The sequence below is a fragment of the Pantoea sp. GCM10028869 genome, assembly GCF_042666835.1.
Lineage (GTDB): Bacteria > Pseudomonadota > Gammaproteobacteria > Enterobacterales > Enterobacteriaceae > Pantoea > Pantoea leporis.
Genome location: NZ_JBHTGO010000013.1, coordinates 15982 through 28465 on the forward strand (window position 1 = coordinate 15982; position 12484 = coordinate 28465).

Genomic DNA, 12484 nt, shown 5'->3' on the forward strand with positions numbered 1-12484 from the left:
TGCCGTGCAGGGTTGGGGTGGTGTCATCGGTGGACGCGCCGCTGCTCAGGCTGCCGGTCACCGGGCCCGCGTTATCCAGCGCGCTGTCGATGGTCGGGTAGCGATCGAGGTCCGGATCGATGGTCAGCGTGAAGCTGCTCCAGTCGTTCTGCCCGGCTTTCTGCACCTCAAAGGTCCAGCTGCCTTTTGTCAGCGTATCCGGCGTCCACGTCCACTTGCCGTTGCCGTCCACGCTCACCGTGGTGGAGGCGTAGCTGCCGCTGCCGAGCTTGTAGCGCAGCGTAATGGTGCTGCTGGCCGGGCCGCTGCCGTGCAGGGTTGGGGTGGTGTCATCGGTGGACGCGCCGCTGCTCAGGCTGCCGGTCACCGGGCCCGCGTTATCCAGCGCGCTGTCGATGGTCGGGTAGCGATCGAGGTCCGGATCGATGGTCAGCTGGAAGCTGTTCCAGCCGCTCTGGCCGGCGTTCTGCACCTCAAAGGTCCAGCTGCCCTTCGCCAGCGTATCCGGCGTCCACGACCAGTTGCCTGCGTTATCCACGCTCACCGTGGTGGAGGCGTAGCTGCCGCTGCCGAGCTTGTAGCGCAGCGTAATGGTGCTGTTGGCCGGGCCGGTGCCGCGCAAGGTTGGCGTGCTGTCATCGGTGCTGCTGCCGCTGTTCAGGCTGCCGGTTACCGGGCCGACGTTGTCCAGCGCATCGGTAATCACCGGTCCGGCGGCAGCAACGTACTTCAGAATAAATTTCCCGGTCCAGCCGCTGATAACGTCGCCGTTTTGCGCCTTCGCGTGAAACTCCCAGGTGCCGTTTTTGCTCAGTACCGGTGAGGTCCACTCCCAGGTGCCGTCCGCTTTAACGACGGTGCTGCCCACGTCATACCACTTGCCGCCCGCCAGGCCGTTCTGGAAGTGGATGATGGTGCCGGCCACGCCGGTACCGCGCAGGGTTGGCGTGTTGTCATCGGTGGTGTCACCGCTTGTCAGGCTGCCGGTTACCGCGCCAAAGTCGTCCCAGGCGCTGTCAATGGTTGGCTTCAGGTCCAGCGCCGGATCGATGGTCAGCTTAAAGCTGCTCCAGCCGCTCTGGCCGGCCTTCTGTACCTCAAAGGTCCAGCTGCCTTTTGCCAGCGTATTTGGCGTCCACGACCAGTTGCCGTCTGCATCCACGCTCACGCTGTCGACGCTGTAGCCACCGTTGCCGAGCTTGTAGCGCAGGGTAATAACGCTGTTGGCCGGGCCGGTCCCGCGCAGGGTTGGGGTGGTGTCATCGGTGGACGCGCCGCTGCTCAGGCTGCCGGTTACCGGGCCCGCGTTGTCCAGCGCGCTGTCGATGGTCGGATAGCGATCGAGGTCCGGATCGATGGTCAGCTGGAAGCTGCTCCAGTCGCTCTGGCCGACCTTCTGCACCTCAAAGGTCCAGCTGCCCTTCGCCAGCGTATCCGGCGTCCACGACCAGTTGCCGTCTGCATCCACGCTCACGCTGTCGAGGGTATAGCTACCGTTGCCGAGCTTGTAGCGCAGGGTGATAACGCTGCTGGCCGGGCCGGTGCCGCGCAGGGTTGGCGTGGTGTCGTCGGTGGACGCGCCGCTGCTCAGGCTGCCGGTCACCGGGCCCGCGTTATCCAGCGCGCTGTCGATGCTGGCGTTGCGATCGGCATTGGGATCGATGGTGAGCGTAAAGCTGCTCCAGTCCATCTGACCGGTTTTCTTCACCTCAAAGGTCCAGCTGCCGCTGGCCAGCTCCGGCGGCGTCCAGGACCAGTTGCCGCCTGCATCTGCTTTTATGCTGGCGCTGGCATAGCGGCCGTCGCCCAGGGTGTAGCGCAGGATCACCAGGCTGTTGGCTTCGGCGCGACCGTGCAGCGCTGGCGTGCTGTCGTCGGTGCTGCTGCCGCTGCCGAGGTTGCCGGTCACGGGACCGAAGTCATCCACCGCGTAATCGATGACGGGCGCAAAGCCGCCGTCGCTTTCGGAAACAATGATCAGATCGAAACTGTCGTTCCAGTGCGTCTGCCCCAGAGATTTGACGTCGAACGACCACTGGCCGGCGGCCAGCTCAGTGTCCGGCGTCCAGCTCCAGCGGCCGGTGCTGTCGGCGTCAACGGTGACGGAGGCAGCAGCGCCGCCCGCCAGCGTATAGCGGATCACCACCTGGCTGTTGGCTTCCGCCCGGCCCTGGAAGGTGGGGGTGGCGTCGTCGGTGATGGCGCCGCTTTCCAGCAGGCCGGTGGCATCGCCGAAGTCGTCGATAACCGTTTCAAAGCGGGGGCGCAGGACGATATCGGACGGGCTGACGATCTCCAGCTCAAACAGCGCCGAGGCGACGTCGCCGGTGCTGGCCTGGAATTCATAGCGGCCGTACGGCAGGTTGCTGCCCGGCGTCCAGGTCCAGGTCTCGCCGCTGACGGTGGCGGTGGCGCTGCCGGCCCAGGTCGGGCTGCCGGCGAGGCGATAATAGACGATAACGGTGCTGCCGATGGAGACCTCGCCGCGCAGGGTCGGCGTGGCGTCGTCGGTGAGCGCGCCGTTGCCGAGCGCCCCGGTGAAGCTGCCTGCGTCGTCAAACGCATCGGTAATGGTAACCGTGGCGTTGTCGCCAACAATCACGATGTCAAACGCCGCTGAAGGCGCGCCGGCGCGCAGCTTGCCGCCGAAGGTCTCTTCGGCCATCAGGCGCAGGCTGTTAATGCCGTCTTGCAGGTCCTGCGCCGGCTCCATCACCCACTTGCCGGTGACCTTGTCCGCCACCGCGCTGCCGATTTTTTCATTTTTGTCGTTGAGCAGGTAAACGGTGCTGCCTTTCTGCGCGATGCCGGTCAGCGTCGGGCGTTTGTCGTCGGTGGCCTTGCCGGGGTCAAAGCTGCCGGTCACGGCGCCCTGGTCGTCGTAGAGGTTAACCAGCTCCGGCGCGTCCGGCGGGGTGGTGTCGACAATCTGGATGCCGAGCGTCGGCGTGCTGCGGTTGCCGGCGGCGTCAAAGTGGCGGAGGGAGAAGCTGTACTCGCCGTCGGCGTAGGGCGTCGGCGCTTCCCAGCGGTAAAAGCCTTCATCGTTTACCGGGACGCGGAAAATGTCGGTGCCAATCACCAGCTCGATAAAGCCGCCGGGCTCCAGCGCTGTTTTACTGTTACCAAACACCAATTTGCCGTCGGCGCTTTCGCGATATATCACCGGGCTGCGGGCTAATAAATCATTCATAGGTATCGTCCATAATGTGTTGTCAATAGTGCGTCGCGGTTTACACGACATCGCACAGCGGCGGGGATGGTAGAGCAACGTGTTACGGGCCTGTATCAAGAACCGTCTGCAAAGAAGGAAAATTCCTGGTGGAACGCAGGGGAGAAACTCTGGCACGCGCGATAAATCGCGCCGAAACGGTGACGTGCAAATTCTGAGTGATGATTACGTTTGGCCGCTCAACGGCGGGTGCGGAAAACAGGTGCCCGCAGCGGTGAAATCATAATTCAATAACCGACTGTTCTTGCGTCCTATCATGGTGTCGTCCTGTTTTGTACCGGGCATCTTTTTCACGCCGCCCACAAACAAAAAAGCCACACAGCAAAGGCTGTATGGCTTGGTAATCGCGATGCTCGATTAGCGCCGCTATATCATCAGCGTTTAAACGGCGTGTTGCACCAGTAATTCGGTCTCATCCGTGTACTGATAAACATCGTATTGAATGCCAGCAACGGTGAGGGTGCCTTGCTGCTGTTGCCAGCCGTCAATATCGTTGCCGGACAGAATATCCTCCAGCTTCACCACGTTGTTGGCGTCGCTGTCCAGCATGTACTGCGTTTTACCGTTATCAATCAATACGTCACTATCAACAACGGACAGCAGATCGCCAACACTCAGTGACGTTAACGCGTTGTTAAACGCGTCATCACCGCTTGCTGTATCTGCTGAGGTATCAATGGTGATCGCGAAGCTCTGGCTCCAGCTTGGTGCGCCCTCAACCTGCACCTGGAATGTCCAGTAGCCGTCATTCAGATTCTGCCAGGGCGTCCAGCTCCAGTTGCCCTCGTTGTCAGTGAAGGTGCTGTTGGTACGCACTCTGCCGCCATCGGTATACAAAATATCGATCAACGTATTAGCCGGACCGGTGCCATGCAGGGTTGGCAACGCGTCGTCAGTGATGCTGCCGCTGTAAAGGTCACCCTGATCGCTGCCGACGTTATCCGTAATATGGGAGATCTCAGCGTCGCGCATCGCCATACGGCCTTCTGGCGTATCAATGGTGATCGCGAAGCTCTGGCTCCAGCTCGGTGCGCCCTCAACCTGCACCTGGAACGTCCAGTAGCCGTCATTCAGATTCTGCCAGGGTGTCCAGCTCCAGTTGCCCTCGTTGTCGGTGAAGGTGCTGTTGGTGCGCACCCTGCCGCCATCGGTATACAGGATATCAATCAGCGTGTTAGCCGGTCCGGTGCCGTGCAGGGTCGGCATCGCATCATCGGTAATGCTGCCAGAGAAGCGGTCACCCTGATCGCTGCCGACATTATCCGTAATATGGGAGATCTCAGCGTCGCGCATCGCCATACGGCCTTCTGGCGTATCAATGGTGATCGCGAAGCTCTGGCTCCAGCTCGGTGCGCCCTCAACCTGCACCTGGAATGTCCAGTAGCCGTCATTCAGATTCTGCCAGGGCGTCCAGCTCCAGTTGCCCTCGTTGTCGGTGAAGGTGCTGTTGGTGCGCACCCTGCCGCCATCGGTATACAGGATATCAATCAGCGTGTTAGCCGGTCCGGTGCCGTGCAGGGTCGGCATCGCATCATCGGTAATGCTGCCGCTGAAACGTTCGCCTTGCTCGCTGCCCACGTTATCGTAGATGTGGGTGATCAGCGCGTCCGGTGCCGCCGGGGTGTCGATGACCAGCTTGAACGCATTGCTCCACGTGTCCTGGCCGTCGGCCTGCACTTTAAATGTCCAGGTACCATCGGCCAAATCGGCGCGTGGCGTCCAGCTCCAGTTACCGTCAGCATCGGTGGTGATACCGTTGTAGCGGGTTACGCTGCCATTGGTGAACATAATGTCCATGTAAGTGTTCGCCGGGCCGGTGCCGCGCAGGGTCGGAGCGGCATCATCGGTGCGGTTGCCGCTGGCACGCACGCCTTGCTCCTGTCCAACGTCATCCCAGGCATAGCGAATAACCGGGGTGATCGCTTTTACGCCGTAAGCGTAAGACGAAGGCTGGTGCGCGTAGCTTACCGGTGTGTCACTGACGAGGCTTTCAGGGAAGCTACTCAGGGTTTTGGTGGCGGTTTGCTCAATCACATAAGTTGAATTATCGAGCGCGATATAGGCGGTTGAACCGTTTTCACGCGACGCGCGGTCGGTGTCGAGGGTGTAATCCGGATAGCGTGTGTTCATCTGTAGTTCCTTAACAGAGTAAAAGAAGGGATTGACGCCTTGCTTGCCGAAACGGGCGGGCAACATGCCGGTCCGGCTTGGGCTGGCAAGCGCACAGACGAGAGGATGGGTTAAACGCGTTAATCAGGGTACGAGAATGGTCCCGATGCGCACGCAGCTTTTCAATGCGTGAGCGAGAAAAGCGCGGCAGTCGGCGGCCGCCGCGCGGGAGCGTTAAGGGCGGGAAGCGGGCGGCAACATGGTCAAAATGTCATCCAGCGGCACCGCGTGGCTAAACAAATAGCCTTGCAGCTGATTACAGCCTGCATCGGCCAGCGCGTTTTTCTGGCCTTCGGTTTCCACGCCTTCAGCGGTCACCGTTAAGCCCATCGCGTGACCTAACCGCACCACCGATTCCACAATCGCAGTAGAGTTCTGCGCCACGCCCAGCGACTGAGTAAACGAACGGTCAATCTTGATTTTGTCCACCGGGAAGCTGCTGAGGTAATTAAGGCTTGAATAGCCGGTACCAAAATCATCCAACGCAATCCGGAAGCCGGCTTCGCGCAGTGCAATGATGCTGTTGCGCGCCTCGTGTTCATCTTCGATCAGCACGCCTTCGGTGATCTCCAGCTCCATGCGCTGCGGATCGGCACCTTCTTCCTGCACGATATGGATGATGCGCTCAACAAAATTCACCGCGCGGAACTGCACCGGCGAGACGTTCACCGCCACCACAATATCCGGCAGCTTGAGCGACGTTTTACAGGCTTCGCGCAGCACCCATTCGCCGAGCGGGATGATCATGCCGGTCTCTTCGGCGATGGCGATGAAATCACCCGGTGCAACGTCGCCGCGCATGGCGTGATGCCAGCGCAACAGCGCCTCCAGGCCAACCACCTGCTGGCCGCTGATATCCATTAACGGCTGATACCACACCGCCAATCCACTAAACTTCACCAGCGCCTGACGCAAATCCGCCGCCATCTGCTGACGGGTGCGCAGCGATTCATCCATCACTTTTTCGAACTGGCGATACTGGCCGCGTCCGTGGTTTTTGGCGTCATAAAGGGCGATATCCGCTTTGCGCATCAGCTCCAGCCGATCAATACCGTCTTTTGGCGCCAGCGCCAGACCGATGCTGACGCCTACCCACAGCTCGCTGCCCACCAGCTGATACGGCTCGCTCAGGCGGCTGATGATGCGTTGCGCCAGCGATTGCACCTGACCAATATTCTCCACCTCCGGCATCACGATGATGAACTCGTCGCCGCCGATGCGGCCCACGGTGTCGCTGGTGCGCACAATCTCATTGAGGCGGCGCGCCACCTCAATAATCAACTCATCCCCGGCGTGATGGCCGTAGGTATCATTGATATTTTTGAAGCGATCAAGATCCAGCAGCAGCAGCGCCACGCGCTGATCGTGGCGTCCGGCCAGCGCCAGCGCCTGGGTTAAGCGATCTTCCACCAGGGAACGATTGGGCAAACCGGTTAACACATCATGAAAGGCCAGATGCTGCGCCTGCGCTTCACTGGCACCGAGTTTCAGCAGCGACTGCGACAGCTTGAGTGACGAGGTCCAGATGCGGCGCACCATCACCAAACACAGCACGGTAATCAGGATCACCGACAGCAAGGTAGACGGGCCGAGGGTGCGTAACATCTGCGCGCCGGGCTTATCGGGATTCCAGCTGAGATAACCGACCGGTTCGCCCTGTTGTGAATTCAGCAGATAGCGCGCTTTGGTTTTCCCCGCTGGCTCGCTGTCGCTGAAATGCAACTGACGCAGCTGGCTGCGATCGGCGAGGTTGCGCAGATAGCCATCGTCGAGAAACTTAATGCTTACCAGACGATAGCGCCCGGCCTGTTTGGTACTGCTGATATCGCCCACCGCCAGCGCGGCGGCGCGTTGACCGATGCGCACGAAATCGGCGTGATCGGTGGGGCCGGCTACCACATCGCTGTTTTGCACCAGCGGACTGTTCAGCATGTCCTGCAGATAAGGTCCGATGCGCTTGTCCGGCACCGGCTGGCCATTGCGCCACACGTTGATCAGCTGGTTGTCGCGGTCCAGCAGCACCACCAGCTGGTGATCAAACATGTCATAGAGCCAGCCGCCGACATTTTGCGTCAGCCAGCGTTGATCGGGATGCGACGACGCCAGCTGATCGGCCAGCGGAGACCAGCGCGTCAGGCTGCGCAGCTGGCGCAGATGTTCCGTCAGGCTCTGGGTAAACGAAGCCTGGATCATGCGCTGTTGCTGATCGCGCGCTTCGTTATTGCTTAACGCTGTGCCCCAGAACAGACCCACGCCCGCGCCGACAAAGGTCAGAAGCAAAATTGCCAGCAGCGGCAAAATAACTTCACGCACAAAGTTGCGGCGAAAACCATCCGATAGTTTTATTGCGTTAATCATTTTAAAAGTTGGCCTGACAAGAAGGGTTCATCCTTTAACCTAGCAGAACATCCGCAGGCTGTATTCTGTAAGGGAGCTGAAAGCGTGATGTAAATTAGCGTTAATTTTTTGAATGCTGTCACAAACAGAAAAGTTAAAAATAATTTATTAAAACGCCGTCCGTTTCGCTGCAATTCTGCTGCCCTAAAACAAATTCATCCGCCCGTCATTGAGCCGTCACGGCGCTGTCATCTGACATGCGCAATGTAATCGCCATCCCGCAGCAAGCCCGCTGCGTTCCTCAACCAATGCGAATGAGGTATTGAGCGTGATGGAGATATCCAGACATCCGACCACTGTTTATCAGGCTGTTGCCGCCCAACTTGAGCAGGCGCTGCAGGAGCGCTATCGCTGCGGCGACTATCTGCCTTCTGAACAGCAGTTGGCCGATCACTACGCAGTGAATCGTCACACCTTGCGGCGCGCGGTGGATGAGCTGGTCAACAAAGGCCTGCTGCAACGGCGTCACGGCGTGGGCATTTTGGTGCTGATGCGGCCGTACGATTATCCGCTGCATGCGCAGGCGCGCTTCAGCCAGAACCTGATGGAGCAGGGCAGCCATCCCACCAGCGAGCGTCTGCTGGCGGTGCTGCGTCCGGCGAGCAGTGATGTGGCGAGCGCGCTGGGCGTCAACGAAGGTGACAACGTTATCCACTTGCGCACGCTGCGCCGCGTCAATGGTGTGGCGGTGTGCGTCATTAACCACTTCCTGGCGCAACTCAGCTGGTGGCCGGCGCTGCAACAGTTCCACAGCGGTTCACTGCACGACTTTATGCAGCAGCAGCTTGGCCTGAGCCTGACGCGCAGCCAAACCCGCATCAGTACGCGTCGTGCACAAGCCAAAGAGTGCAAGCAGCTTGAGATTGCGCTGCAGTCGCCGCTGCTGTGTGTGCGCACCCTCAATAAACACAGCGACGGTCAGGTAGCGGAATACTCCGTCAGTCTGACGCGTGGCGACATGATTGAACTGACTCTGGAGCACGAATGACACAGCAAACCGCCCGCCAGCATTGGCTCTCGGTGCTGGCGCACAGTGAAGCCAGCCAGCTTGAAGCGCACTGGCAGCCGTTACGTATCAATACTGATTTTGAACGCATCCGTCCGGCAGAAACTGGCTTAACTCGCCTGCAGGCGCGCATGGGCGGCAGCGGTAAGCGCTTTGTGATGGGCGATGCCACGGTGACGCGTGCGGTGGTGAAGCTGCACAACGGCACGCTCGGCTTTAGCTACGTGCTGGGGCGCGACAAAGCGCACGCCGAACGCTGCGCGCTGATTGATGCGCTGCTGCAACAGCCGGAAACCCAGACGCTGTTGCAGGAAAAATTGATTGCCCCGCTGGCGGCTCTGCGTGAAGAGCAGCGACAGCTGCGCGCGCGTGAAATCGCCAGCTCCAAAGTGGATTTCTTTACGCTGGTTCGCGGAGATAACTGATGACTTTACTGGCAAGTTTTACCCATCCGGTGGCCGATGCCCAACGTGCTTTTCGTCGCATCCTCAAAGCGATGAGCGAGCCGGGCGTGATGGTATCGTTGCCGCTGCAACAGGGCTGGGGCGATCTCTCGCCGGCGGCCACGGCGGTGCTGCTGACGCTGGTCGATCAGGAGAGCGCGCTGTGGCTCGATGGCCGCATCGATAATGACGTGGTACGCAGCAACCTGCGTTTCCACACCGGCGTGCCGATTGTCGATGAACGCGATGCCCCCTTTGCGCTGACGCATGCGGCGGCCAATCCCGATCCGGCGCTGTTTGCCTCTGGCGACAATATGTCACCGGAAAAAAGCACCACGCTGATTGTGGAAGTGCCATCACTGAGCGGTGGCTTAACGCTGCGTCTTTCCGGTCCCGGCTTACGTGAGCCGCGCGCCGTTGCGCCGCAGCTGCCGGAAGCGATTCTGCACTATCTGCGTGAGCGCCCACATCCGTTCCCGCAAGGTGTGGATCTGATTTTCACCTGCGGTGAAGCGATGATGGCGCTGCCACGCACCACCGACGTGGAGGTGTGCTGATGTACGTTGCGGTCAAAGGGGGCGAAAAGGCGATAGCCAGCGCCCATCAGCTGCAGGCCGATCTGCGTCGTGGCGATCGCGAGGTCGCCGAATTGGGTTGCGATCAGGTGGCGCAACAGTTGGGTTTAGCGGTCGATCGCGTGATGACCGAAGGCGGCATCTACGATCCGCAGCTGGCGGCTTTAGCAATTAAACAGGCGAGCGGCGATCTGGTGGAAGCGATTTTCCTGCTACGCGCCTATCGCACCACGCTGCCGCGCCTCGCCGATAGCCTGGCGCTGGCAACCGCTGAGATGCGCCTCGAACGCCGCATCTCAGCGGTTTACAAGGATTTGCCGGGCGGCCAGGTGCTCGGCCCAACCTACGATTACAGCCATCGCCTGCTCGATTTCACGCTGCTGGCGAATGGCGAAACGCCCGCCGCGCCGCGTGACGATCAGGCGCTGCCACAACGTTGTCCGCACGTGTTCAGCATGATGACGGCTGAAGGCTTGGCGGCACGCGAAGAGGATGACGGCAGCGAGCCGTGCGACATCACGCGCGAACCGCCAGGCTATCCGGCAACGCGCGCCGCACGGCTGCAACAGCTGGTGCGCGGCGACGAAGGTTTTCTGCTGGCGCTCGGCTACTCGACGCAGCGCGGCTACGGCCGTAATCATCCGTTCGCCGGCGAAATTCGTACCGGTTATCTCAGCGTGTCAATCTGCCCGGAAGAGTTGGGCTTTGAGATTGAGATTGGCGAAATCCTGCTGACCGAATGCGAGATGGTGAACGGCTTCACCACCGAAACTGACAGCGCGCCGCACTTTACGCGCGGTTACGGTTTGGTGTTTGGCCGTTCCGAGCGCAAAGCGATGGCGATGGCGCTGGTGGATCGCGCGTTGCAGGCGCCGGAGTACCACGAACGTATTGCCGGCCCGGCGCAGGACGAAGAGTTTGTGCTGTCGCATGCCGACAACGTCGAAGCTGCGGGCTTTGTCTCGCATCTGAAACTGCCGCACTACGTCGATTTCCAGGCGGAGCTTGAGCTGCTGAAGCAACTGCGCCAACCGCATCAGGAGCATAACCATGAGTGAGTTAACCGGCTACAACAACGGTTATCTGGATGAGCAGACCAAACGCACCATCCGCCGCGCCATTCTGAAGGCGGTGGCGATTCCCGGTTATCAGGTGCCGTTCGCCGGACGCGAAATGCCGATGCCCTACGGTTGGGGCACCGGCGGGATTCAGATCACCGCCAGTATTATTGGCGATGCCGATGTGCTGAAGGTGATCGATCAGGGCGCGGATGACACCACCAACGCGGTATCCATTCGTCGCTTCTTCCAGCGCGTCAGCGGCGCGGCAACCACCGAAGCGACCCGTGATGCCACGCTGATCCAGACGCGCCACCGCATTCCGGAAACGCCGCTGGAAGAAGATCAAATCCTGATTTTCCAGGTGCCGATCCCCGAGCCGCTGCGCTTTATCGAGCCGCGCGAGACCGAAACCCGCACCATGCACGCGCTGGAGGAGTACGGCATCATGCAGGTGAAGCTGTATGAAGATATCGCCCGCTACGGCCATATCGCCACCACCTATGCCTATCCGGTGAAGGTCAACGATCGCTACGTGATGGATCCGTCGCCGATCCCCAAATTCGACAACCCCAAAATGCACATGATGCCGGCGCTGCAGCTGTTTGGTGCCGGACGTGAGAAACGCATCTATGCGCTGCCGCCGTATACCAAAGTGGAAAGCCTCGACTTCGACGATCACCCGTTCAGCGTGCAGCAGTGGGAAGAACCCTGCGCGCTGTGCGGTTCGCGCCACAGCTACCTCGACGAGGTGGTGATGGATGACGCCGGTACGCGCATGTTTGTCTGCTCCGATACCGATTTTTGCCACCAGCAGCAGGAACAACAGCATGCACAGTGAACAGCCGCTGCTTGCGGTCAACCATCTCACCCACCTTTACGCGCCCGGCAAAGGGTTTGAAGAGGTGAGTTTTGAACTCTATCCCGGCGAAGTGTTAGGCATTGTTGGGGAATCCGGATCGGGCAAAACCACCTTGCTGCGCAGCCTGTCGGCACGCTTAGCGCCGCAGCAGGGCAACATTCTTTATCGCGCGCAGGATCTCTATCAGCTGAGCGAGAGCGATCGCCGCCGCTTGCTGCGCACCGAATGGGGCGTGGTGCATCAGCATCCGCTGGATGGTTTGCGTCCGCAAGTCACGGCGGGCGGCAACATCGGCGAGCGGCTGATGGCGGTGGGCCAGCGGCATTACGGTGATATTCGTCAAGAGGCGATGCGCTGGCTGCAGGATGTGGAGATCCCCGCCAATCGCATCGATGATCTGCCCACCACCTTTTCCGGCGGCATGCAGCAGCGTTTACAGATTGCCCGCAACCTGGTGACGCAGCCGACGCTGGTATTTATGGATGAGCCAACCGGCGGGCTGGATGTGTCGGTGCAGGCGCGCCTGCTGGATCTGCTGCGCACGCTGGTACGTGAGCTGAATCTGGCGGTGGTGATTGTAACGCACGATCTCGGCGTGGCGCGGTTGCTGGCGCATCGCCTGCTGGTGATGAAGCAGGGGCGCGTGGTGGAGAGCGGGTTGACCGACCGGGTGCTGGACGATCCACATCATCCGTATACGCAGCTGCTGGTTTCATCGGTGCTTAACTAATGGCGGACATCA

9 protein-coding genes are annotated in these 12484 nt (G+C 60.3%); 6 read left to right on the plus strand and 3 right to left on the minus strand.

The window, feature by feature from the left end; genetic code table 11:
- The 3 genes from ACFQW4_RS22485 to ACFQW4_RS22495 form a co-directional block, all read right to left on the minus strand.
- On the minus strand, positions 1-3193 hold a 3193-nt coding region (locus ACFQW4_RS22485; protein ID WP_377727755.1), incomplete at its 3' end, for an Ig-like domain-containing protein.
- 420 nt (positions 3194-3613) lie between these two features.
- Positions 3614-5362: an Ig-like domain-containing protein gene (locus ACFQW4_RS22490; protein ID WP_350260860.1), complete on the minus strand. Its 1749-nt coding sequence runs from the start codon at positions 5360-5362 to the stop codon at positions 3614-3616.
- Positions 5363-5575: 213 nt separating this feature from the next.
- Entirely contained in the window at positions 5576-7759 is a 2184-nt protein-coding gene (locus ACFQW4_RS22495; protein WP_377727758.1) for an EAL domain-containing protein, read from the minus strand.
- Positions 7760-8069: 310 nt separating this feature from the next.
- Between ACFQW4_RS22495 and phnF the strand changes: the two genes are divergently transcribed.
- Genes phnF through phnK form a run of 6 tightly spaced genes read left to right on the plus strand, consistent with a single transcriptional unit; the run spans position 8070 to position 12472 of the window.
- Positions 8070-8786: a phosphonate metabolism transcriptional regulator PhnF gene (gene phnF / locus ACFQW4_RS22500; protein WP_192233472.1), complete on the plus strand. Its 717-nt coding sequence runs from the start codon at positions 8070-8072 to the stop codon at positions 8784-8786.
- Positions 8783-9229 carry a phosphonate C-P lyase system protein PhnG gene (gene phnG, locus ACFQW4_RS22505; RefSeq protein WP_192233474.1) on the plus strand — a complete coding sequence of 149 codons (447 nt, stop codon included), beginning with the start codon at positions 8783-8785 and terminating at the stop codon, positions 9227-9229. Before phnF ends, phnG begins: the two co-directional genes overlap by 4 nt.
- On the plus strand, positions 9229-9804 hold the full coding sequence (phnH, locus tag ACFQW4_RS22510) for a phosphonate C-P lyase system protein PhnH (RefSeq protein WP_110868344.1): 576 nt from the start codon (positions 9229-9231) through the stop codon (positions 9802-9804). Before phnG ends, phnH begins: the two co-directional genes overlap by 1 nt.
- Entirely contained in the window at positions 9804-10880 is a 1077-nt protein-coding gene (locus ACFQW4_RS22515; protein ID WP_192233476.1) for a carbon-phosphorus lyase complex subunit PhnI, read from the plus strand. Before phnH ends, ACFQW4_RS22515 begins: the two co-directional genes overlap by 1 nt.
- Positions 10873-11721, plus strand: coding sequence for an alpha-D-ribose 1-methylphosphonate 5-phosphate C-P-lyase PhnJ (locus ACFQW4_RS22520; RefSeq protein ID WP_008105508.1), 849 nt, complete (start codon positions 10873-10875; stop codon positions 11719-11721). Before ACFQW4_RS22515 ends, ACFQW4_RS22520 begins: the two co-directional genes overlap by 8 nt.
- Complete coding sequence (gene phnK, locus ACFQW4_RS22525) at positions 11711-12472, plus strand: phosphonate C-P lyase system protein PhnK (RefSeq protein WP_101762819.1); 762 nt, start codon at positions 11711-11713, stop codon at positions 12470-12472. Before ACFQW4_RS22520 ends, phnK begins: the two co-directional genes overlap by 11 nt.
- The last annotated feature ends 12 nt before the right edge of the window (positions 12473-12484 follow it).

What these genes read in the sequence shown, in the direction of transcription:
- ACFQW4_RS22490 (WP_350260860.1), bottom strand. Translation starts at nt 5,362, where the DNA reads ATGAACACACGCTATCCGGATTACACCCTCGACACCGACCGCGCGTCG.
- ACFQW4_RS22495 (WP_377727758.1), bottom strand. Translation starts at nt 7,759, where the DNA reads ATGATTAACGCAATAAAACTATCGGATGGTTTTCGCCGCAACTTTGTG.
- phnF (WP_192233472.1), top strand. Translation starts at nt 8,070, where the DNA reads ATGGAGATATCCAGACATCCGACCACTGTTTATCAGGCTGTTGCCGCC.
- phnG (WP_192233474.1), top strand. Translation starts at nt 8,783, where the DNA reads ATGACACAGCAAACCGCCCGCCAGCATTGGCTCTCGGTGCTGGCGCAC.
- phnH (WP_110868344.1), top strand. Translation starts at nt 9,229, where the DNA reads ATGACTTTACTGGCAAGTTTTACCCATCCGGTGGCCGATGCCCAACGT.
- ACFQW4_RS22515 (WP_192233476.1), top strand. Translation starts at nt 9,804, where the DNA reads ATGTACGTTGCGGTCAAAGGGGGCGAAAAGGCGATAGCCAGCGCCCAT.
- ACFQW4_RS22520 (WP_008105508.1), top strand. Translation starts at nt 10,873, where the DNA reads ATGAGTGAGTTAACCGGCTACAACAACGGTTATCTGGATGAGCAGACC.
- phnK (WP_101762819.1), top strand. Translation starts at nt 11,711, where the DNA reads ATGCACAGTGAACAGCCGCTGCTTGCGGTCAACCATCTCACCCACCTT.